Origin of the sequence: Sunxiuqinia indica (genome assembly GCF_009847015.1) — a bacterium.
Lineage (GTDB): Bacteria > Bacteroidota > Bacteroidia > Bacteroidales > Prolixibacteraceae > Sunxiuqinia > Sunxiuqinia indica.
In genome coordinates this window covers 1-21,843 of sequence record NZ_WVEM01000024.1, presented here as the reverse complement: position 1 = coordinate 21,843, position 21,843 = coordinate 1, and the positions used below count along the sequence as shown (strand labels likewise).

The window sequence follows — 21,843 nt, the reverse complement described above, 5'->3', positions numbered from 1 at the left end:
ATTAAAGTAATTAACTGGTAATTAATACTTTAAAGATACAGATTCCTGCGGTTTTAAACTAATAAATAATGGTTATTTTGCTGACAATCAGATAAATAACTAAGTTTTAACCGAAGTATTGTTAAAACATAATTGGCATGAAAAAATATGCATTAGTTATCGTTGCTGTGGTCATGGTATTGACCGCAAGCGCCTTTGTGATAACAAACACAAGTAATACCGAATCTCAATCGACTTATTGGTTTTTAATGGATGCATCGGGTAGCAGTGTGACAAGCACCCAGGTGTCCAATCCTGATAACCTGTGCCCGGACAAACTGGAAGATCCGGACTGTGCACGCGAGTATACGGAAAGTCAAACAGAGATTATTGGTGGTGTGCGTCAGGTAAAAGCATCAGAAGTGAACAATCACATCGATTTTCGCTCGAAGGACTAAATAGAAAAAAGATGCCCTGAATGCGGGCACCTTTTTGCTGCTTAATTCAAACCCCGGGAAAACAACTGCCCGGGGTTTTTTAACGACACTATTCCCGGATGTTCTGGGGGATATCGGAAAGTTGAATCACATCATCGGCAATAGGTAACGTATAGTTGGGACTATTGGGCTCCAATTGGTAAATCGTTCCGTTAAGTTGTCGATATAATGTTTTGGCGGTGGATGGATTTAGGTTGAGCCGTCGCAGGTCGGTCCACCGGATTGCCCGAAGCAGGAGTTCCTTCCTTCGTTCCCGTAGGATAAGCTCCAGGGCTTCGGTCTGAGTATCGGCACTAAGCGGGGTGAAACCACCACTTTCATATCGGGTAGCCAGCAGCTCATTCAGCGTGCTGAGTGCTTCACTAACCAAACCAGCGCGTGCCAGGCATTCCGCTTTGGTCAGGTAACATTCATCAATCGCCAAACCGTTGAATATTTGTAATGATCCGCAGTAGCTTCCCCGAAAGGTATACCCTTCGCCGACCGGGCGAAACCAGGCCGCCTTGCGGATATCCTCTTCTGCATAAGACCGGAAAAGGAGTGAGTCCACAATCAGCCGCGAGCTGGAGAGCGTCGAATAACGGGTGATCCGGCTGTGGAAAATCACTTCGCTGTTGTAGCGCTCCATCGGGTAGGAAGCAGTCAGGTCGAGCTGATTATAATCAAGCAGTTTGTAGTTTGATTTTAGTGCTGAATCCGCGTAGGTCAGCGCATTGTCATAGTCCTGCATGGTTAAATGTACCCGCGAGAGTAGAGCATAAGCTGCCGCCTTCACAGGTCGGGTTTTGTAGGGGGAGCTTTCGGGAAGCAAGGCGAGAGCTTGCAGAAGGTCGGCCAGGATCCGGTCGTAAGTTTGCTTAACCGTAGCCCGGCCGACATGAACATTCAGATCAGAACTTAAGCGCAATGGGAGTCCGTCCCCCTCATTGGAGGCTGATTGATCAAAGGGAGCGCAAAATACCTGTGCCAATTGGTAAAATGCGTGAGCCCTAAAGAACAAGGCACTTCCTTTCAGTGTGTTCCATTGAATCAGATTTTCTGTTTGATCCATCTTTTCCAAACCTTCCAAAACATAATTGACATAAAAGACCTGTTGGTAGCGGTTGTTCCAGTCGATTGACGTGGAGCCTTCCCATATTTCCCTGGCCCAGATGTAGCCGTTTTTCATATACTCGGAACGCAGGGCATTCCATCGGTCGTAAAGGATATAATAATCGTCTGAGGATAGTTCGCCCATCCCCACCATATTGGCGTTGTGAACATCAAAATAGTCAAGCATAGACTGCAAGTCATTCAGCGTAGAAGGGACAACCAGTTTTTTATCCGGTTTAGTGTCCAGAAAATCTTCATTGCAGGCAATCATGCCCAGCAGAAATAATAGTAATAGTGGTGTAAAACGTCTCATAATTGCTTAAAGTGTAATGTTAATGCCTAATGAATAAGTTTGTGAAGCCGGGTAGGGCTGGAAAACGTAGTCGGGGTCCAGTTTGTGTTTGTTGGCTCTCCATATGATCCCGATATTATTGACATATCCATAAACAGATACCTTGTTGAAAGGAAGCCAATGATACTGTGATTGCTGTAGGTCGTAAGAGAAATTGATATCCTGAAACCGGATATGGTCACCTTTTTCGATCAGGATGTCAGAAAAAGTATAAATAAAATCGCGTGAGCTGCTTGTTCCGGCTGTGGGCATTGAAGGCACCTGCGTGAACAGTTCATCCCCCGGGTTTATCCACCGCTTGCTATAATCTTCGTGGCCTATCCAGGTATTGAAGAGCGCTGAATAGCTTATGGATGGTCTTCGGAAGTAATACCCAAACTTATAACTGATATTGAACCCGAGGGAGAAATTTCCCAGTCGGAAGTTATTGCGCAGTGAACCGAAATTTGTTGGTAGCGCTGAACCGCTGTAAGTTAAATCTTCCAGGGTTACATTAGACATGATTGAGCTATAGTCTTTGGAGATCTCTCCGTTCATGTAGATTTGCGGATCGCCAGTTTCCGGATCAAGTCCTGCCCATTTCAGGCTATAGAGGCTGTACCTTGGATTTCCCGGAACGGGTACGGGAGACGAAGAAAAGTAAGCTGAGATTGCATTGCTTTCATAATCATAGCGGGTAATTTTGTTGGTTGAGTTGCTGTACAGAAGTTGGGCTGTCCAGTTAAGACGCCTGATGGTTTTGTTGAAATTCAACTGGACATCAAGTCCCTGTCCCTTTAATGCTGAATTGTTGCCAATAAATTCGTTGCGCCCACCGACACTGAATCCGATGGTTGGATCCAGCTGAGCCCTGCCGATCAAATCGATGCCATTTTTTTTGTAGTATTCGATACTCCCGGAGATCAGGTGGTTTTTGCTTTCGAAATCAAGACCAAAATTGATCATTTTTACTTTTTCCCACCGGAGGTTGGGGTTCGGAGGAGTCTGTATTTGTACATAAGGAAGTCCGGTAACCGAATTGGTGTAGTAATAGCCGGTGGCGTAGGCGGTAAGCGATTTGTTTACATTGCCGCTGTAGCCATAGGTCGCTCGTAGCTTCAGCACCGGAAGCCAGTTCCCAAACGGGTAGAACTCTTCAGAACTGACTTGCCAGCCCAAGCCGGTTGACCATAGGGGAACACCCTTGTTGTTGGCATCTACACCAAATAAATTGGATTCGTCTTTTCGGGCACTCGCCGTAAGCATATAACGGCTCCGATACCTATAAGACGCATTTCCATAGTAGGACAAGTTCCGATCAGTCAGATCATTCAGGGAGGCTCCGTCGGGAATCGTCTCGGTATAGCCATAAGGATTAATCAGGTAACTCGTTGTATAATCGACCCGGGAAGAGGTTAATAAGTCATCGTTATAGCCATATACCCGGTTTGAAAGGCCGGTAGTTCGGGCTTGCCTGGCTTCTGTTCCGGCCAGTACGTTTAACCGGTGGATGTCGTTCCAGTTCTTGTTAAAATTAAGTTGGGCTCTTGCAGCATGGGAGACAAGAGTATGGTAGCTGTTATTCAGTATGTCTCCCTTGGGGATGGGGAAGTTTAAGGTGCCGTCAGTATCGGTGTAGGCATACTGGTTAATGAGATTGCGGGTCGCATAAAGTTCCTGACTCTGAAGATTGCGGGTATTCCGGTTTTGATGTTCATACTGGTACCGACCTTCCATATTTAGCCAGGAAGTAAAGCTGTATTTCAGGGCGGTGTTGATTCGGATATCATCGGTGTTGATACTGTAATCTTTATTGTGCAAGTCCTGCAAAGGGACATACGACCAGTCCAGCAGGCCGTTATCGGGTGCCTGATTGACAAAGTCTGTGTTATAATCCCGCACGATCGCGAGTGGTTTTCCATTGTCATCGGCAAGGCGGGCATAGGGATAAATCCCTTTTCCACCTCCACTGGTTATCGTGCTGCTTCCACCATTGTTCTGAGACTGTTTGCTGTGGGAATAAATAATATTGGAGGAAATTTCGAATGAACTTGCGGGGTGATAGGTCAGCATGGAGTTAAGGGTAATTCGGTTGAGTCCGTTACGAACCAGATTATCATCGTTTTGGTCAGCCCCGCCGCTTAAATAATAGCTGACTGTTTTGCTGCCCCCTTTCATGGAAAATGAATACTGCCTGTTTACGCTGTTTTGGTACAGGTATTTGCTGAAATCCCTACGGACATCCTGCTTACGGTAATTGGCCAGTTGCTTTTCAGCTTCTTCGGAATTGATTAACCCATCCCTTTTGGCAATTAGTAGCTGTACGACCGGCGACATGGCCGGGTGGGCGGAATAGTCCTCCATCCAGGTGTAATAATCCTGTTCAAACAGGCTTTGTTCCACGTCGATAAAATCGGATGCATTCAGAAACTGCCTGTTGTCAAATAGATCCGGTTTCCGGCCAATGCTTACGCTGGCGTTTAGCTGAATGGTCATGGCCTGTTCCAGCCGGCCTTTTTTGGTGGTAATCACAATTACACCATTTCCAGCCCGCACACCCCAGATTGAGGCGGCAGCGGCATCTTTCAGGATCGTGATATTCTCAATGTCATTGGGGTTAATGTTGTTGATATCCCCTTCGTAAGGGAAGTTGTCGACAATGATCAGCGGGCTGGCTTCCGATTGAATGGTGCTTTGCCCCCGGATGCTAAGGGATGGGGAGCCGTTAAACCGGTGGTCGAACAGGATGCCGCCGGAGATATTTTCCAGCCTGCTTAAGATGTCAGTACTTACCGTCCGGTTGACCAGCTGATTGTCAATAAGGGTATAGGAACCCAGGGTTTTATCTTTCGACAAGGTTTGGTATCCGGTTGAAACAACCACTTCGCCAATGGAAACCACTTCCTGTTCGAGGTAGATCGTCAGAGGGCTTTCATTTTCCGGAATATAAACAGTCTTTCGGGAATACCCAATATGAGAAACCCGAAGGAAGGATTCAGTAGATGGCAGGACTAATTGGAAGCCACCCAGACTGTCGGTTATGGCCGAATATTTTAAATCGGTCGTGGTTATAAAAACTCCGGGAATTGCGTTTTCGTCGGTTGAAAAAACAGTTCCCCTTACTTGTTTTAGCTGGGCGAACGATTGGATTGTGATCCCAATACCGATTGCCAGCATGAATAAATAGCGTAACTTTTTTTGCATCATGAAGGTTTGAGTTTTGAGTAGTTTATTTGAATTGTTTAATCACCAGCATATCAATTTCACAGAGCTCCTGTTCCAGATTTAGTCCATATTGGTTCAGGTATTCCTTAAACCGGAGAATGTCCTTCTCGTTAGTTGGAAAGCTGATGTCGATTTCGGAGGTGATGCCGGTTCGGTCAATCACCGGAGAGGGTTCGTTCTTGTACAGGCTGGCTACTGCCTTGTAGAAATTCTGAAAAGGCTGCTTCTGGTAAACCAGCCGACCCGAATCGTCGGTTGTAATCTTTGAAGTAGGACTTTTCGAAGCCAGTTTCTCCAGTGTGCCATGTCGTTTCAATACCCAGCATTTTACCTTTCGCTTTTCAATGGTTCCACGCAGGTGATGGATGCCACCAAAGAAACGGTTTAAATTTTCGAGCATGAGCTCACCGGCCTGTGCTTTTAAAGCGGAGGGAATAATTAACTCGTAGCAATAATACTTGTCGCGGGCAGTTGGCAAATAGGCCGATACGTTTGGCGGGGGCAGGACTTCTTGCTTGTCGAACGCTGAAATACACCGGTTGGGATGAGCCAGAATTGTGTTCCCCATGTATCGCACTGCTCCCTGGTACAATTGCAGGATAGTGCCGTTTAACGCCCTGATCTTGTAACGATCCAGACTGTCGGTATATACCCCGCCACCACCGATGCCATCCAGGTAGCCGGTGATTACCGAGTGGTATTGCAAGTCTTTTGACTGTCCGCCATTACCATCAATCAGCAAAGGTTTGGTAAGGTCGTAATCAAAATTGCTTTTCTTTTCGGTAAGAGTGGTCTCGTTAGCCGAGAGCAGGGTTCTGATGTTTTCGCTTGTTACTTCCGCATCATTGGTGATGGCAAATACCTTCCCGTCTTTAATCCAAACCTCGTGGGGAACATATTTATGAGGAAACAGTTTCGATAGTGTTTGATCACCTGTTACAGATGGGAGCGAGATATTCCGGTTGGAAAAGAACTTGGCAATGCTGCCTTTGGGCTGCGAAGTAACCATGAGTACCTGTAGCTGATTGCCAAACTCACGCTGTAGCTTCTCAAACCTAGGAATGGCTTCAAGGCATGGATGGCACCAGGTAGCCCAAAAGTCCAGGATCAGCAATTTGCCTTCAAAGTCGGAAAAGCGGGCTGTTCCTTTCGGGTAATTGACGATATCCGTCAGCAGGATATCGGGAACGGGATCACCAACTTTTAAGGGCGTGGAGGTTGCCTGCCCAGTGACTTGATCTGGTACAGCGGCGCAAAAGCCACAGAAGGTGGCAGAGAGGAATAACAGAGCCACAAGAGGTATATTCAAATGGATTTTAATTGTTTTTTTCATCGTTCGTTTGGTTGATTTTTTAATTTTCGAAAAGGGCATAGCAATTCCATGAAGCAGAAAATAGGTTTCATACTTTTATGATTTTAGTTTGTTTAACCGGAGGTTTTGTGTTTCCCAAAGCCCTCAAGGTTTGAATAAACTTTGAAGGGCTACATGCAGGGGTTATTGATGCTGCTCCTGAATTTACGGAGCCCGTCGGGGAAATAGAAAGCGTTTAACATGGGGCATAGCACATGCTGTTTAAGGTTAAAAACTGTATGGAGTCTCGAGTTGTGGGGTCGGCTATAACCGCCATTTACCAAAACCGGTAAGTTCAGGGAGGCCATAAAAAAGGCGTGGAACCTAACTTACCGAATTCAAGGTACTGGTATACCTAAAGGAGATAAGTAGGCCCACGCCAATACGATTATATATGACGTGAGCATCTTTACTTATTTGTCTCTCCTTATAAAAATTACCAGTTTCTGAATTCGAGACATCAAGTGCGAATGCTTCTAACATTTTTGTTAATAGAAGGATCGCAAAATTACATTTTTCAGATGTAATGTATTGACAAATATAGTAAAATATTTATTCGACACAAATATGTATCGAATGAGTTGGGCTTTTTTCTCAAATTTTACTTTATGAGAAAATATAATGAAGTAGAATTTGAATTATTGAACATTCAAATAGGTTGTGTTCTGAGATTGGCCAGACTAAGAAAAGGACTATCTCAACATAATCTTTCTTTGTTGTTGGGATCAAATCCAACTATGGTTGGAAGAGTTGAACGATCTGAAAATGTGTCTGGATGGGATAAGATACTTTCAATAAGTCAAGAATTGGATGTTGACTTTTACGGTCTTTTCGAATTAAAGGGGAAGGATGAGTTATTGTCCGTTGTTGATGAGTCCTTTAAGCTTGAGGATAAACTTACTCAAGAGAAGTCTGATTATTATAGATACCTCAAAATAGCGATCAAGAAAAAATTTCTCCTGCTGAAGAAAGAAAGTTAAAGCTGTTCACCTCTTGCTAGTGAGGTTTTGGAAAAAGTACCGTGCAATGATTTTGGAAACAACGATACGTTATTGCCTTGCTACAACTCAAACTGACGTCGCTTACCTTCAGATATTTATAAGGAACAGTCGATCAGTATTATGTGTAAATACAATTGCGATTTCAAGCACATTTAAATTTGCTTGTTCTTCATGAAAATAGAAAGCGTTTTTGCTATCAGCATGCCGATGAATGATTATTTTAATACTCATGTGGTGAGATATAAAACAAATACATTTACTTTAGGGGACTGAATTGGAAATTCAAAAATGAACCGAATCAAAGAGGTTTTAGAACAAAAAGGGATTAAACAAAAGTGGTTGGCTGAGAAATTGGGCAAAAGCTACAACATGGTAAACAGCTACGTTCAAAACAGAAGACAGCCAAGCATTGAGGATTTGTATCGCATTGCAAAAATATTGGATGTGAATCCGAAAGATTTATTGAAAGAAGATTAATGACAAAGGAAATACAAATAGAAGAAAATCTGGTCAAGCAGCTTACGGATGAGCTTAAGTATACCTATCGACCTGACATAGTTGACAGGAAAACACTTGAAGAAAACTTCAAAGCAAAGTTTGAAGCACTTAACCATGTTCGTCTGACCGATAATGAGTTTTTACGACTGCGTGAAGAAATCATAAATCCTGATGTATTTGCAACTTCTAAGTTATTACGTGAACAACAATACTTCCAACGTGAAGACGGTACGCCTTTACATTATACTTTGGTTAACATCAAGGATTGGTGTAAAAATGACTATGAAGTAATCCGACAATTACGCATCAATACCGAGAATAGCCATCAAAGATATGATGTAGTATTACTGATTAATGGCTTGCCCGTTGTACAAATTGAATTAAAGAAACTGGATATCTCACCACGAAAAGCCATGCAGCAAATCGTTGATTATAAAAACGAACCTGGCAATGGATATGGCAATTCTTTACTGTGTTTTATGCAATTATTCATCGTGAGTAATAAAACAAACACATATTATTTTGCAAATAACAAGAATCAACATTTTGCATTTAACGCAGATGAACAATTCTTACCAATATATCAATTGGCTGATGAGGACAATAATAAAATAACACATATAGAAAACTTCTCGCAAAGATTTCTTGCAAAATGTACGCTTGGTGAAATGATTAGTAAATATATGGTATTGGTCGAAAGCGAGCAGAAAATACTTGTAATGCGACCTTACCAGATTTATGCAGTAAAAGCTATTGTTGATAGCATTCACCAAAATAGAGGAAACGGATATATTTGGCATACAACGGGAAGTGGAAAAACATTGACTTCATTTAAAGCATCAACACTTCTAAAAGACAATCCCGATATTGAAAAATGCCTGTTTGTTGTTGACAGAAAAGACCTTGACCGACAAACCCGAGAGGAATTCAATAAATTTCAGGAAGGAAGTGTGGAAGAAAACACCAATACTGAAACCCTGGTTAGGCGTTTACTTTCTACCGATTATTCTGATAAAGTTATTGTAACTACCATTCAAAAACTTGGATTGGCATTGGATGGAGCAAATAAAAAAAACTACAAAGAACGTTTAGAGCCATTGAGCGAAAAACGAATAGTTTTCATTTTTGATGAGTGTCACCGTTCACAATTTGGAGAAAATCACAAAGCAATTACAGAGTTCTTTCCGAATGCTCAATTATTTGGTTTTACAGGCACGCCTATATTTGCTGAAAACTCAACGTACAAAATAAGGGAAGATAGAACTGAAACATACAAAACTACACAGTCTATTTTTCAAAATGAGTTGCCTACATACACCATCACAAATGCTATTGAGGATAGAAATGTATTAAAGTTTCACATTGACTATTTTAAAGGCAAAGGTGAACAGAATCCCAAACCAGAAGAACCAATAGCGCAACAAGCGGTTGTTGAAGCAATTATCGATAAACATGATGCTGCAACAAATTCAAGACGTTTCAATGCATTATTGGCAACATCGTCTATTAACGATGCAATTAAATATTATCAGCTTTTTAAAGAAATACAAAATCAAAAAAAGGTTGAGAATCCTGATTATTACAAACTTAATATTGCTTGTGTATTTTCACCACCTGCGCAATTAATTGCAAAAGAAGGGGACCAGCAAAGTCAAAAAAATGCAGCGGATGTAAAGCAGTTACAGGACGATTTGGAGCAGGAGAAATATGATAATCAGACAAATCCTGAAGAAAAGAAAAAGGCATTAATTGATATTATAGCTGATTATAATAAACAATATAAAACGGTTCATTCTATCAATGAATTTGATAGCTACTATCAAGATGTACAAAGACGGATTAAAGACCAGAAGTATAGCAACAAAGATTATTCACATGAAAATAAAATTGACGTTACAATCGTAGTGGATATGTTGCTTACAGGTTTCGATTCAAAATATTTGAACACGCTGTATGTCGATAAAAAGCTTAAATATCATGGACTGATACAGGCTTTTTCGCGAACCAACCGTGTATTGAACGACACTAAACCTTATGGTAATATTTTAGATTTCCGTTCGCAACAGGACGCTGTAAATCAAGCCATCACTCTTTTTTCTGGTAAAAAAGGCGACCAGGCGGTTAAAGTTTGGTTGGTTGACCCTGCACCTGTTGTAATTGAAAAATATGAAAAAGCCGTTGAACTGCTTGGTATTTTCATGGAAAACAATAATCTGGTAAACGAACCTCAGGAAGTTTATAACCTAAAAGGCGATGCTGCACGTATTGCTTTTGTAAGGAATTTTAAAGAGGTACAGCGTTTAAAAACCCAACTTGACCAGTACACTGATTTAGATGAAGAACAAAAAGAAAAAATTGAAGCTATTCTGCCAAAAGAAAGTTTGCTTGAATTTAAAAGTTCATATATCGAAACAGCAAAACAATTAAGGGCAATACAGCAAAAAGAAGGAGAAGAAGCTCCGCCCGGAATACAAGAACTCGATTTCGAATTTGTCCTTTTTGCTTCGGCAGTTATCGACTACGATTATATTATGAGTCTTACCGCTGAGAACATGGGTAAAGAGCCGAGTAAACAAAAAATGACTAAAGAACAAATTAAAAGTTTACTCAAATCAAACTCTAACTTAATGGACGAAGAAGAGGACATGACCGACTTTATTGACTCTTTAGACTGGAGTAAAGGACAAACTGCTGACGAACTAAAAGAAAACTACGAGACCTTTAAAATTGAGAAGTACGAAAAAGAGCTAGCCGCTATTTCAAACAAGCATGGTTTACAAATAGAAGACATTAAAGCTTTTGTAGACGACATTATTAACCGGATGATTTTTGACGGGGAAAAGCTTACCGACCTTATGGAACCATTAGAGTTAGGCTGGAAACAACGTAGTAAAGCCGAAGCAGCTCTGATGAATGACTTAGTACCGGAATTAAAAAAACTAGCCCAAGGGCGTGAAATTTCAGGATTAGCAGCTTATGAATAAGATAGAGAAATTAATACCAGAGTTGCGGTTTCCTGAATTTATTGATGAAGGCAATTGGGAAATAAAAAAACTTGGTGAGGCTGCTGATTTTATTAATGGTAGAGCTTATAAACAAGATGAACTCTTGTCCAAAGGGAAATACCGAGTTTTAAGAGTAGGTAATTTTTTTACAAATAATGAGTGGTATTATTCTGATTTGGAATTGGATGATGATAAGTACTGTGATAAAGGAGATTTGCTTTATGCTTGGTCTGCTTCTTTTGGTTCTCGTCTTTGGAGTGAAGAGAAAGTTATTTACCATTACCATATTTGGAAAGTAAAAAACAAAGATGGCATAGATAGGCAATTCTTCTTCCATTTATTAGACTATGAAACGTTGAGAATTAAATCACAGTCGCTGAATGGGTTTGCTCTTATGCATATTACTAAAGGAACTATTGAAAATTGGGAAAGTATTCTACCTAAATCAGAGATAGAACAAAAAAAAATAGCCTCGTGCCTTTCATCATTAGATGAACTAATTCAGGCACATAGCCAAAAATTAGATACACTCAAAGACCATAAAAAAGGTTTAATGCAAAACCTTTTCCCACAAGAAGGAGAGAAAGTTCCTAAATATCGTTTCTCTGGATTTGAGAATGATGGGGAGTGGAAAAAAACATCACTTTCTAACCATATTGACTTAATTTCAGGTTTTGCCTTTAAAAGTGAATTTTTCTCAGAAAATGGAATGAAATTGGTAACTCCGAAAAATTTCACTAAAGTAGGCCGAGCAAGTTTCAATAAAGGTAATACCAAATATACAACAGAAGAATATGACACGAAGTATTTGTGCAACCCGAATGACCTATTAGTATTATTGACTGACCTTACACCTTCTTGTGAACTACTCGGCAAGCCAATTTTATTAACACAAGATGACAAGGAGGCACTATTGAATCAACGAATTGTAAAAGTTAAAATCAAGTCCGAATTAGACCAAAAATTCCTATTGCAGTATTTTTTAACAGAAACATTTCATAGAAGAATAATAAGTACCGCATCAGGTTCTACTGTTCGCCATAGTTCTAACAAAATAATTTTAGAAACTGGATTGTTAATCCCCAATAATCCTAAAGAGCAACAAAAAATATCCACATGTCTTTTTGCTTTGGATGATTTGATAACAGCTCAATCCAATAAAATAGAACAATTAAAGGAACATAAAAAAGGTTTGATGCAACGCTTGTTCCCTAATAATATATAGAACATGAGTAATATAAAAGAAATAGCACAGCAGTTAAAAGATATAACCGAATATATAGTTGTTATTTATGCTTTTAATGCAACGGGTAAAACAAGGTTGTCTGTAGCTTATAAAAACCTTACAAAAGATAAAAACGGAAGTCATACAGGTGTTTATTACAATGCTTTTAGCGAAGACCTTTTTGTATGGGACAATGATGAACCCAATGATAATGAAAATATAAAATTAGATATTAAACCAAGCAGTCTCAATAACTTCTATAGTTTGCTATCTGAAGATGCTATAAAAGAAGAATTGCAGCAATATAATCCTTATTATGATTTTAAATTTAATCCGCACGCTGACCCTGAAACTGCTATTGAGTCAATATCCTTTTTTCTCCCGGATGATGAAAATACTTCAATAAAAATATCAAGAGGTGAAGAAAGAATTTTTATTTGGTGTTTCTTCTTAGCATTGTTTAGAGTTGAAGGTTTAGCGGATGTTCAGGACGCACATTTTTTTATTGACGACCCTGTTTCCAGTTTAGATGATAACAATATATTTCTAACAGCAGATACAATATTCCGATTAGCTGAGGATAATTTCGATAACAAAAAGAAAATAATAATTACCACGCATCATATTGGTTTATTTTCTGTTTTGTTTGACCGTTTTAATCATGGCGAAAAAAGTGATAGATACAAAAAGAATACAAAATCTTTCATGCTGAAAAAGCCTGGTGGCAAATTAGAGTTGAATGAATTCAAAAAAGAAGTTTTTCTATTCCATTTACATCTTTTGCAAATTTTGGACGAAGCAAAAAAGAAGAAGGAATTATATACCTATCATTTTGTATTGCTAAGACAATTATTGGAAAATATTGTATCGTTTTTAGGGAAAAGCCAAATCAAATTTGTTCTTCAGGAAATTAAGGTGGAAAAACCAGAAGAAACAATTAATATGCTTAATTCATTATCGCACAAAAAAGTATTCTTTCCTCAAATAAGTGAGATGAACGAGTATGAGCAGAAAACTTTCGAGGAAGTATTTGATAAACTGCTGGATAAATTTAATTTCAAATTTTAATTACGATGACAAAGAATAACCAGCAAAAACTAGGTAAAACCCTTTGGAAAATAGCCGACCAGCTTCGTGGAGCAATGAATCCGGATGATTTTCGTGATTACATGCTCTCGTTTCTGTTTTTAAGATATCTATCCTTCAACTATGAAGCATCTGCAAAGAAAGAATTAGGTAGCGATTATCCTGATAAAGAATTAGAAGATGTAAAGCCAGACTTTAGAGTTCCTCCTCCATTAGAAAAGTGGTACAAGAAAAACGAAGAAGATATTGAAGAGTTTGAGAAACAAATGCGCAGAAAAGTTCATTACGTAATTAAACCACAACACCTTTGGAGTAATATAACAGAACTGGCACGCACCCAAAATCCTGACCTTCTAAGAACCTTAGAAAAAGGGTTTAGGTTCATTGAAAATAAATCCTTTGATGATTCTTTTCAAGGTTTATTTTCTGAAATAAACTTAAATTCTGAGAAATTAGGAAAAACCGAACCCGAAAGAAACAAAAAGCTTTGTACCATTATTCAAACAATTGCCGAGGGTATTTCAAGCTTCCCTACCGACAGTGATTCCCTTGGCGATGCTTATGAGTATTTGATTGGTCAATTTGCTGCTGGTTCGGGCAAAAAAGCAGGTGAGTTTTATACCCCTCAACAAGTTTCTACCATACTTTCAGAATTAGTATCCTTAGATAGTCAAAACCCATCAACAGGCAGAAAAAAGAAACTAAATCGGATTTTGGATTTTGCATGTGGTTCGGGTTCTCTTTTACTAAATGTTAGAAAACGGCTTAAAGATGAAGGAGGTAGTATTGGCAAAATATTCGGTCAGGAAAAGAACATAACCACCTACAACCTTGCGCGTATGAACATGCTTTTGCATGGCATGAAAGATACCGAGTTTGAAATATTTCATGGTGATACTTTAATTAACCAATGGGATATGCTCAATGAAATGAACCCATCCAAGAAAGTCGAATTCGACGCAATTGTGGCTAATCCGCCTTTCAGTTTACGTTGGGAACCAAACGATACATTAGCCGAAGATTTCCGCTTTAAGAGTTATGGTTTAGCCCCAAAATCAGCAGCCGATTTTGCCTTTTTACTACATGGCTTCCATTTTCTAAGCCAGGAAGGTACAATGGCAATTATATTGCCTCATGGTGTTTTATTCCGTGGCGGTGTAGAAGAAAGAATTCGAACCAAACTATTAAAAGATAATAACATTGATACAGTAATTGGCTTGCCAGCCAATTTATTCTATTCAACAGGTATTCCCGTTTGTATTCTTGTTTTGAAAAAGTGTAAAAAAGAAGATGATGTACTTTTTATAAATGCCAGTGAAGAATTTGAAAAAGGGAAAAGACAGAATACGTTAAGGGAAGGTAAAGACGGAGAACCAAATGACATTAAAAGAATTGTAGATATCTATAAATCTCGACCTGAGAAAATAAAACGTTATGCTCGTAAAGTTTCTATGGAGGAAATTGAAAAAAATGGCTACAATTTAAATATTTCACGTTACGTAAGCACAGCGGAAAAGGAAGATAAAGTAGACCTCAAAGAGGTAAATGATAAATTAAAATCAATAAACGAAAGCATAAAAATTAACACAGATAAGCATAATACTTATTTAAATGAATTAGGTTTACCACAAATTTAGTGTGTTTTAGACGCAACAACATTTACAATAAGTTAAACGATAAATCGTTATAATTCAGTTCTTTAAATCAGGAGAATGAAAAGCAGTATCAAACTGCCCCGGCCTGCCCCTTGTTTGAGCGAAGCGGAAACGAGGGGTTAGCTGTTTGTCGTTTGCAACGACACTATTGAAACTTGCTGCAAGCATTCGCCTTAGCCCGGGCTCCCCCTCGTTTGAGCGAAGCGGTGACGAGGGGAAGCTGGCAGTCGTTTCCAACGACACTGTATTGAAGTTTGCTGTATGGTACAGATCACAAAATTGCATAAGTTTATTTCTGGTTTAAAATGGATTGGCTTTCCGGGTTTTCCAAAAAAAGGCTGCCAATGACCTGGCTCCCCGTAGAGGCCATTTCTGTCAGAACTATTAATTTCGGAAAAAACTGCCGTTTTACAATGCTTACAAAATTGGAAAATTCGGAGGAATACGGGAACTGTAGCCTATGAGACAAAAAGGAATGATTAAAATTATGATATCAACTGATTTTCAATAATATTATTCTAATTTTAGGTGATGATTTAACTCAACCCATGTTACATGAATAGAAGTTTATGAAAGTACTCGATATTTGAACTCCGTAAATTCCATATCAAGACCCGAAAAAGTATTTGAAACTTCAGGTAGCCAACCTGCACTAATATTATGCGATGATATTAATTTTTACGTCTGCAAATACAACCGGCAGCCCGGAGGTAAAGCGACAAAACTTTTCCATGAATTGTTAGCGGGACACTTTGCGAAGCTATGGGAACTAGCTGTTCCAGACTTTAAGCTCGTGCATGTTTCACCAGAACATATCGGTGGTTATCAGCAGCTTCAGCCAGCATTCTTTAGTGTGCCATGCTTTGGGTCACAATTTAACAGCCGGCTGTCAGAAGTAGATGAATTTTATGGAGATGCGAACCTTTCGATGCGAAAAAGATTTGGATACCGGCACGAATTTCTTAAGATTGCTTTGTTTGATATCTGGCTGGCTAATGAGGACCGAAACTTCAATAATTACAACCTATTGATTGACATTGAAAATCAGAATCGATTTGTGCCTATTGATCACGATGCCATTTTTAATACTGGCAATTTGGATAAGGGATTGGTGTTATTGTCTGAAAACGAAACACTTATTTGCACAGACCTGACAGGCGTCTTATTTTCACGAAAGGAGTTGTGTGATCAAAAGTTTTTGGAAGAGATCAAAAATGAATACTATATTTGCATTTCGAAATGCGAAGAAAACTTAAACCAGATTGTCTCCGTAGTACCAGAAGAATGGAATATTAATATAACTGATTATCAGAACTTATTGAAAGAAAACTTGTTTAATAAAGCATGGAGCAGGAACTGTTTCGAATATTTTCTTGAATTGATTCAGTTACAAAGATAGAACGATGAAAACCTTTTATAGCATATTATCTATTAACATCCGCCCCGAGATAAACGAACGTTTATCCATTGGATTGCTTATGATTTGCCAGGAGAAGGTCTATTTTCGTTATTCTTCTTCGAAGTTGTCTGTTATTCAAAAATTAATTGGCAAAGAGACTTACAAGGCTACACAGCAGTACCTAAGCCTGATTGAAAATTCGGTTGGTTCAAATGAAGCTATTTCTCAAGTGAAAGGTAATCTTGATCTAAAAGTTGAAAGTAAATACGATCGATTGTTTAGCGAGCAGTACATTTCCTATTTAAGCCGGTACAATAATAATTTGGTCTCTTTCAGTAACCCCAACTTTGTTGACTTGGTTGGTAGTGAGCAAATTTTCAATACCTTATTTGGCAAATTTGTCGATCGGATCTTGGTTGATTCAGGGCAGCAAAAAACCAAACAAATTGATCAGTTTAAGAGGAACTACTATCCCAATGTAAAACCCTATTTCAATATTGAGCAAGAGATTAATTCTACTCAATTTTCACGATTGCTAACCCCTATAAAGATTGATTTGATGGGGAAAAATGATATTGAAGTTTTTGCGCAATCCATCGATTTCGACAAAAAAACCTATTCCATTGAGTACAACATCGGTAATCTCCTGCAATTATTCAGAGCTTTACCTCAAGCAAAACAATTTGTGTTAGGGATTGAGCCGAGTAAAAAGTTAGAAGTAAATCATAGGATATGGAATAATATTCGTAGTTCTTACGAATTTGAATACGTTGATATTTCTGAAGCAGACCGGGTTATTGAATATGCTCAGACGCATGGTGTAAAACCGTTGTTTGATTAATTTATTCCACAATCTCCTTCTTAAGTCGATAACCGCCCGCTACCGCGCGATTGCATCGCGTGGTTAATAAAAGATAAGCACAAAAAGTAGGCGGCGGCTTCGCTGTTTGTCGTTTGCAACGACACTATTGAAACTTGCTGCAAGCATTCGCCTTAGCACAGCTTACTAGCTTGCATGAGCTCTCCCGCATGCGCAGGAATGGGAGCGTAAGCCAGGGCAAAGCGCATCTGAGATTGGTGCAATTCGTGAAATTTATGGGTCAATTTCTTCTGTGGACGGTTCAAACTGCTCAGGGACCACCCAAATTCTTCCGTGGAGCAGTCAAACTGCCGATGGGATGGTCAACTGGTCCGATTAAATCAAAAAAACTGCCGATGGAAGGGTCAGCATTGGCGATTGAATCAAAAAAATTGCCGATTAAAGGGGTAAAATTGCCGATTGGAAGGGTGAAAGTGCCGATGGAGGGGTCAAACCTGCCGCGGGGCTAATAAAATCAGGGGGTTCAGAAAATGCTACTTGTAATTCAGACATGGCATAGGATGTTGTTCCGGCTTCCTAATTGGTCGTCGTTTATAACGACAAATAGCCATTAAGCGTTCGGCCAGCGTGCAGCACAGTGGCTGGTCGCAGTGTTGGCTGCCTACCTCCAACTGGTTATGGATGGAACCGTTCTAAATGAATTGAATAGAAAAACGGATCAAAAGCTTTTAATATATAAGAACTACGACAGATTGAATAGCTTTCTACTGAACCGAGAACAAAAAAAGTTTGTACTTTTAAATCGTTATGACGAAGAAGCCAAAATATAATCTTTTTTTAGATGAGAGTTGTCATTTGCAAAATGACCGATCAAGTGTGATGAGTATTGGTTTTATTAAAGTTCCTGACGATGACTATGAGCAGATAAAGAATGAGCTAAAAGCGATTAAGCGGAAACATGGGATCAATCATGAATACAAATGGAACACTTGCAGTAATACTAAGAGGAATTTTTATATTGAGCTGATCGATTACTTTTTTAACTCACCGTTGGCATTTCGTACAATCGTTGTAAAATATAAAGAGCTATTGGATCATGATCAATTCAATCAGGGGAGTCATGACAACTTTTATTACAAGATGATTTATTTCCTTCTGAACAACCAATGGATAAATCCACCATTGGCAGAATATCGGGTTTTTCTGGATATTAAGGATACCCGAGGACGTGATAAGATTGCCAAAATTCACGAAGTTTTCGAGAATCTGCATTACGGTAGCTCTCCGTTTAAGCATTTCCAACATATTCGTTCGCATGAATCGGAATTTATTCAATTGGCCGATTTCTTTATTGGAGCTGTTACCTATAAGTCAAGGGGACTACCAGATCAGCCAGGAGCAAGCCCAATTAAGGTATTTATAGTTGAATATTTGGAGCAGAAATCAGGATATTCGCTGGATGAGGGCACTGAACCATGGGAAGAAAAGTTCAATATTTTTGATCATCAACCCCGGAAGACGCGGTAGCTATGGAAGATGTTTTAAGGGGGCTAGAGCCTTATTTTGATGACCTATGTGAGGATGACGAAGATAAAATTGACGAACTCCATGGCATATTTCAGGATCACTTTCTGGATAATGCTTTTTATTTTGAAGGCAAGCAGGTTATTGTAAAAAGACATATTTATCGTCATGAAAAAGATGGCCTGCCAGCACATTTTTCCCGTTATTTTGAGAAGTTTGTTCATGTTGTCTCCCGCACAAAAGAAAGGAAGCAAGGAAATAAGCATCGAGAATTTAGACCAGAAAGGGCAAATCGCATTCATTGGATAAAGCCAATTCTTGAAAATTGTAATGATCTAAGAATATCGAGATTTCGTAATTTGGAAGCAGATGGTAGTGTAAGAGATTATTTCTGGTACAAGCAGAAAAGTTTTATGGTTATTCTGGAGGAAATTCTTCCTGATTATATTCTAATTACTTGTTTTTGTGTAGATCGGAGAAACTATAATTACTTCTTAAGAAAAGAAAACAGAAGGATATAAAAAAACCGCATTTACGGTAATGCGGCCAACCAAGTCCTTTACTCAATGAGCAATGACAGTTCAAAGATATCCAAAATTTGAGATAAAGTGTAAGAATGTATTTTATAACACATTTTTAAACACAAAATATAACAGTGAATTAATCTTTCTCTTTGCTGATTTAGAACTTACGCCCTTTAAAATCCTAACCGGGGAATTCTTTCAACAAAAACAAAAGGGAATGTAAACCTGTCCCTTGTCTTAGCGTTAGCGGTTACGAGAGTCTAGCTGGTTGTTTATAACGACAACCAGCCATTAAGCGTTCGATCAGCACGCAATACAGCAGCCAGCCCCAGCCCCAAAGAACATGAGACCGGAGGAATGGATAGATCGGTTTTCAATTTGCCAGAATTTAAATTTTATCCTTACCCCGAATATGTCACAAACTACAAATTGGCACCAGCGGAGGTTGTTATTCGTATCAAGATGGTCAGCTTTAACCTGGGCAAACGGATACAAAAACATAATTACTGAAGCGCTTATGAAGATTACAGCTATTTGATGATAGGTACGTTGTCTAGCTATATGAATGATCAATCATTCATAAGTCTGGTTTTGTGTTTTAAATGCATGATATGTCATTCGGGATTTTATTTGGTTTTAAGGCTGCGAATTGATTTTATTCTTTATACTTCGTTAAGCTTTTGCATCGAGGCTATTTCACTTTTGCAAAACTTCATCAGAGTCTTTTCTGAAAATCTTCCTGATATAGGGATAAACCATACAATTGGTGTTGCGTTAATTGATGAAACATTGTACAATTGTAGCTCGTCAGAAGTAAGACCTATGAAAAATAATAAAATTTACATCATTGGTTCAGGAGCAATTGGAAAGGCATTGGCTGTTTTTCTACAACATGAAGAAAAGGATGTTACTCTGGTCAGGGGACGTGTGGATAACCTACCTGATGAAGAATTCCTGATAACAGTAACCAATCAGGATCATCAGAAATTTCAGCAGAAAATAACCACTCCCACTTATAGTAATTTAATCGATATCAATGGGGTTGTACTAATTGCGACCAAAACTTGGCAATGAAATAGCAATGCCAGAACTGGTAACGAATACCCGGCAATTAGGTGAAATGATTGGTCTAAAGTCCCAAATTTAAATGGGCTAAAACCTTGGTGCTTATCTGGCTGAGAAAAATGAATGATGACTTACAAATTTTCAACAATAGACTATGATGCAGAAAACGGAGAATGAGATAAAGGCCATTATATTTGATATGGATGGGGTGATAATTGATTCAACACAGCTATGGAAAAGGGCGGAAAAGGAAGTCTTCTCCTCTGTTGGAGTAGAGTTGACTGAAGATTTATGCAAACTCACCGAAACAATGACCACAGCTGAGGTGACTAAATTTTGGTTTGACAACCAGCCATGGAATAACAAATCATTAAAGGATGTTGAGTCTGGTGTAATTGAGCGTGTGGCGCATCTGATAAAAGAGGAAGGGAAAGCGATTACAGGCATTGAAAAACTTGTGCAAGGTCTAAAATATAAAGGATATAAAATTGGATTAGCAACAAATTCACCTTCGGTATTAATTCCGGTTGTGCTGAAAAAATTAAAGCTCTACGACTTTTTTGACGTCACTTCGTCGGCCGAACATGAACAGGAAGGAAAGCCAAGTCCTTCTGTTTACCTGACTGTTGCACGAAAATTAAATTTGAGATCACAGGATTGTGTCGCAGTCGAAGATTCATTCTCGGGATTGCTGGCGGCCAAAAAAGCAGGTATGAAAACAATTGCCATTTTGAAGGACAATGATAGCCGGGAACGCGAAATAGCAGATTATGTGATCAGTGATTATAACCAATTCGATTTTTCATTACTTAGCTCATTTTCATAACGATTTTGCTTGTTGTTTGGCACCCTGGCTATGAGAAGTAAATCGCTACCAGGTCGGGCATGCCTCATTTATCCCTGTTGAAACTCCAAATAAGCCACGAATAATCAGAACCTAAATTTCAAGCCAGATATCGTTGAGTTTACTACGATTTCAATATCATGCAGAATGTTTTTTAATGTATTGGTTACCAATTATGAAACTTCACAGCTAATTTTTCTTTCATTTTCTGGTTTTATGAGTTTTCGGCTATGTGTTAAATATTAAAACCACAGCATATTGTGATTTTAATCCATTGAGGAAGTATATTTCTTAAAATCATCTTAATATCACATTAAAATGTGGTATTAAAGTCTAAAAAACTTTCACCGGATCTTTTGACTAAAACTCTTATCATTCTGAAATCCATAATGATTGAAATTGTTCTTTCATTGTTTTACGTGCCAATGAACAACCCCAATAAATAAGACCTGAATTTCAAACAAAGACATTTGGATTTGATGCTACGACCAACCAATCAGCCAGTTGGTTGATACTTCTTTTCGTCCAATCATTTTTTTTTATGATTGGATTCTTTTTCCCGTTTAATTTGATTCATCGTTTTTTTAGTATGGAACAGTATTCCCATGTTATCATTGAGTTAGAAGATGATTTGCACCAAATTGCGACGACTTCTGATCGTCTGCTGAACACCGCCAAGTTGGCTATAAAGAGATGTCAGGTTTCCCTGACCGAATTAAGAA

The 21,843-nt window shown here is 39.0% G+C and carries 18 protein-coding genes; 14 read left to right on the top strand and 4 right to left on the bottom strand.

Annotated features, from left to right (window positions below; all coding sequences use genetic code 11):
- Positions 1-137 precede the first annotated feature (137 nt).
- On the top strand, positions 138-437 hold the full coding sequence (locus GR929_RS21175) for a hypothetical protein (protein ID WP_159522987.1): 300 nt from the start codon (positions 138-140) through the stop codon (positions 435-437).
- A gap of 88 nt (positions 438-525) precedes the next feature.
- Here GR929_RS21175 and GR929_RS21170 read toward each other — a convergent pair whose 3' ends face one another.
- Genes GR929_RS21170 through GR929_RS21160 form a run of 3 tightly spaced genes read right to left on the bottom strand, consistent with a single transcriptional unit; the run spans position 526 to position 6,457 of the window.
- Entirely contained in the window at positions 526-1,881 is a 1,356-nt protein-coding gene (locus GR929_RS21170) for a RagB/SusD family nutrient uptake outer membrane protein (RefSeq protein WP_159523725.1), read from the bottom strand.
- Positions 1,882-1,887: 6 nt separating this feature from the next.
- Entirely contained in the window at positions 1,888-5,106 is a 3,219-nt protein-coding gene (locus tag GR929_RS21165) for a SusC/RagA family TonB-linked outer membrane protein (protein ID WP_159523723.1), read from the bottom strand.
- A gap of 22 nt (positions 5,107-5,128) precedes the next feature.
- Positions 5,129-6,457: a TlpA family protein disulfide reductase gene (locus GR929_RS21160; RefSeq protein WP_159523721.1), complete on the bottom strand. Its 1,329-nt coding sequence runs from the start codon at positions 6,455-6,457 to the stop codon at positions 5,129-5,131.
- A 626-nt stretch (positions 6,458-7,083) separates the two neighbouring features.
- Here GR929_RS21160 and GR929_RS21155 point away from each other — a divergent pair.
- The 6 genes from GR929_RS21155 (at position 7,084) to GR929_RS21130 (ending at position 14,927) form a co-directional block, all read left to right on the top strand.
- Entirely contained in the window at positions 7,084-7,455 is a 372-nt protein-coding gene (locus tag GR929_RS21155; protein WP_159523719.1) for a helix-turn-helix domain-containing protein, read from the top strand.
- Between the two features lie 309 nt (positions 7,456-7,764).
- Positions 7,765-7,953 (top strand): helix-turn-helix domain-containing protein, encoded by a 189-nt coding sequence (locus tag GR929_RS21150; RefSeq protein WP_159523717.1) that lies wholly within the window; start codon positions 7,765-7,767, stop codon positions 7,951-7,953.
- Positions 7,953-10,958: a type I restriction endonuclease subunit R gene (locus tag GR929_RS21145; protein ID WP_159523715.1), complete on the top strand. Its 3,006-nt coding sequence runs from the start codon at positions 7,953-7,955 to the stop codon at positions 10,956-10,958. Before GR929_RS21150 ends, GR929_RS21145 begins: the two co-directional genes overlap by 1 nt.
- Complete coding sequence (locus GR929_RS21140; RefSeq protein ID WP_159523713.1) at positions 10,951-12,204, top strand: restriction endonuclease subunit S; 1,254 nt, start codon at positions 10,951-10,953, stop codon at positions 12,202-12,204. The genes GR929_RS21145 and GR929_RS21140 overlap by 8 nt, the downstream gene beginning before the upstream one ends.
- A gap of 3 nt (positions 12,205-12,207) precedes the next feature.
- Complete coding sequence (locus GR929_RS21135; protein ID WP_159523711.1) at positions 12,208-13,272, top strand: AAA family ATPase; 1,065 nt, start codon at positions 12,208-12,210, stop codon at positions 13,270-13,272.
- A 5-nt stretch (positions 13,273-13,277) separates the two neighbouring features.
- On the top strand, positions 13,278-14,927 hold the full coding sequence (locus tag GR929_RS21130) for a type I restriction-modification system subunit M (protein WP_159523709.1): 1,650 nt from the start codon (positions 13,278-13,280) through the stop codon (positions 14,925-14,927).
- Positions 14,928-14,981: 54 nt separating this feature from the next.
- Here GR929_RS21130 and GR929_RS21125 read toward each other — a convergent pair whose 3' ends face one another.
- Complete coding sequence (locus GR929_RS21125; RefSeq protein ID WP_159523707.1) at positions 14,982-15,230, bottom strand: hypothetical protein; 249 nt, start codon at positions 15,228-15,230, stop codon at positions 14,982-14,984.
- 301 nt (positions 15,231-15,531) lie between these two features.
- Between GR929_RS21125 and GR929_RS21120 the strand changes: the two genes are divergently transcribed.
- From GR929_RS21120 to hxpB, 7 genes are all read left to right on the top strand, one after another.
- A complete protein-coding gene (locus GR929_RS21120) occupies positions 15,532-16,344 on the top strand; it encodes a HipA family kinase (RefSeq protein ID WP_159523705.1) in 813 nt (270 codons plus the stop codon).
- 4 nt (positions 16,345-16,348) lie between these two features.
- The gene (locus GR929_RS21115) at positions 16,349-17,185 is read left to right on the top strand and encodes a hypothetical protein (protein WP_159523703.1); all 837 of its coding nucleotides are present in this window, start codon (positions 16,349-16,351) and stop codon (positions 17,183-17,185) included.
- Positions 17,186-17,439: 254 nt separating this feature from the next.
- A complete protein-coding gene (locus GR929_RS21110) occupies positions 17,440-17,673 on the top strand; it encodes a hypothetical protein (RefSeq protein ID WP_159523701.1) in 234 nt (77 codons plus the stop codon).
- 298 nt (positions 17,674-17,971) lie between these two features.
- Positions 17,972-18,691 carry a DUF3800 domain-containing protein gene (locus GR929_RS21105; protein ID WP_159523699.1) on the top strand — a complete coding sequence of 240 codons (720 nt, stop codon included), beginning with the start codon at positions 17,972-17,974 and terminating at the stop codon, positions 18,689-18,691.
- A gap of 2 nt (positions 18,692-18,693) precedes the next feature.
- Positions 18,694-19,209, top strand: a complete 516-nt coding sequence (locus GR929_RS21100) for a hypothetical protein (protein WP_201301088.1) — start codon at positions 18,694-18,696, stop codon at positions 19,207-19,209.
- An 825-nt stretch (positions 19,210-20,034) separates the two neighbouring features.
- On the top strand, positions 20,035-20,286 hold the full coding sequence (locus GR929_RS21095; protein ID WP_159523697.1) for a ketopantoate reductase family protein: 252 nt from the start codon (positions 20,035-20,037) through the stop codon (positions 20,284-20,286).
- A 145-nt stretch (positions 20,287-20,431) separates the two neighbouring features.
- Positions 20,432-21,103 carry a hexitol phosphatase HxpB gene (gene hxpB, locus GR929_RS21090; RefSeq protein WP_159523695.1) on the top strand — a complete coding sequence of 224 codons (672 nt, stop codon included), beginning with the start codon at positions 20,432-20,434 and terminating at the stop codon, positions 21,101-21,103.
- Positions 21,104-21,843 lie beyond the last annotated feature (740 nt).

What these genes read in the sequence shown, in the direction of transcription:
- GR929_RS21115 (WP_159523703.1), top strand. Translation starts at nt 16,349, where the DNA reads ATGAAAACCTTTTATAGCATATTATCTATTAACATCCGCCCCGAGATA.
- hxpB (WP_159523695.1), top strand. Translation starts at nt 20,432, where the DNA reads ATGATGCAGAAAACGGAGAATGAGATAAAGGCCATTATATTTGATATG.
- GR929_RS21140 (WP_159523713.1), top strand. Translation starts at nt 10,951, where the DNA reads ATGAATAAGATAGAGAAATTAATACCAGAGTTGCGGTTTCCTGAATTT.
- GR929_RS21110 (WP_159523701.1), top strand. Translation starts at nt 17,440, where the DNA reads ATGGGTCAATTTCTTCTGTGGACGGTTCAAACTGCTCAGGGACCACCC.
- GR929_RS21105 (WP_159523699.1), top strand. Translation starts at nt 17,972, where the DNA reads ATGACGAAGAAGCCAAAATATAATCTTTTTTTAGATGAGAGTTGTCAT.
- GR929_RS21160 (WP_159523721.1), bottom strand. Translation starts at nt 6,457, where the DNA reads ATGAAAAAAACAATTAAAATCCATTTGAATATACCTCTTGTGGCTCTG.
- GR929_RS21130 (WP_159523709.1), top strand. Translation starts at nt 13,278, where the DNA reads ATGACAAAGAATAACCAGCAAAAACTAGGTAAAACCCTTTGGAAAATA.
- GR929_RS21145 (WP_159523715.1), top strand. Translation starts at nt 7,953, where the DNA reads ATGACAAAGGAAATACAAATAGAAGAAAATCTGGTCAAGCAGCTTACG.
- GR929_RS21165 (WP_159523723.1), bottom strand. Translation starts at nt 5,106, where the DNA reads ATGATGCAAAAAAAGTTACGCTATTTATTCATGCTGGCAATCGGTATT.
- GR929_RS21135 (WP_159523711.1), top strand. Translation starts at nt 12,208, where the DNA reads ATGAGTAATATAAAAGAAATAGCACAGCAGTTAAAAGATATAACCGAA.
- GR929_RS21095 (WP_159523697.1), top strand. Translation starts at nt 20,035, where the DNA reads ATGAAAAATAATAAAATTTACATCATTGGTTCAGGAGCAATTGGAAAG.
- GR929_RS21155 (WP_159523719.1), top strand. Translation starts at nt 7,084, where the DNA reads ATGAGAAAATATAATGAAGTAGAATTTGAATTATTGAACATTCAAATA.
- GR929_RS21100 (WP_201301088.1), top strand. Translation starts at nt 18,694, where the DNA reads ATGGAAGATGTTTTAAGGGGGCTAGAGCCTTATTTTGATGACCTATGT.
- GR929_RS21150 (WP_159523717.1), top strand. Translation starts at nt 7,765, where the DNA reads ATGAACCGAATCAAAGAGGTTTTAGAACAAAAAGGGATTAAACAAAAG.
- GR929_RS21175 (WP_159522987.1), top strand. Translation starts at nt 138, where the DNA reads ATGAAAAAATATGCATTAGTTATCGTTGCTGTGGTCATGGTATTGACC.
- GR929_RS21125 (WP_159523707.1), bottom strand. Translation starts at nt 15,230, where the DNA reads ATGCAATTTTGTGATCTGTACCATACAGCAAACTTCAATACAGTGTCG.
- GR929_RS21170 (WP_159523725.1), bottom strand. Translation starts at nt 1,881, where the DNA reads ATGAGACGTTTTACACCACTATTACTATTATTTCTGCTGGGCATGATT.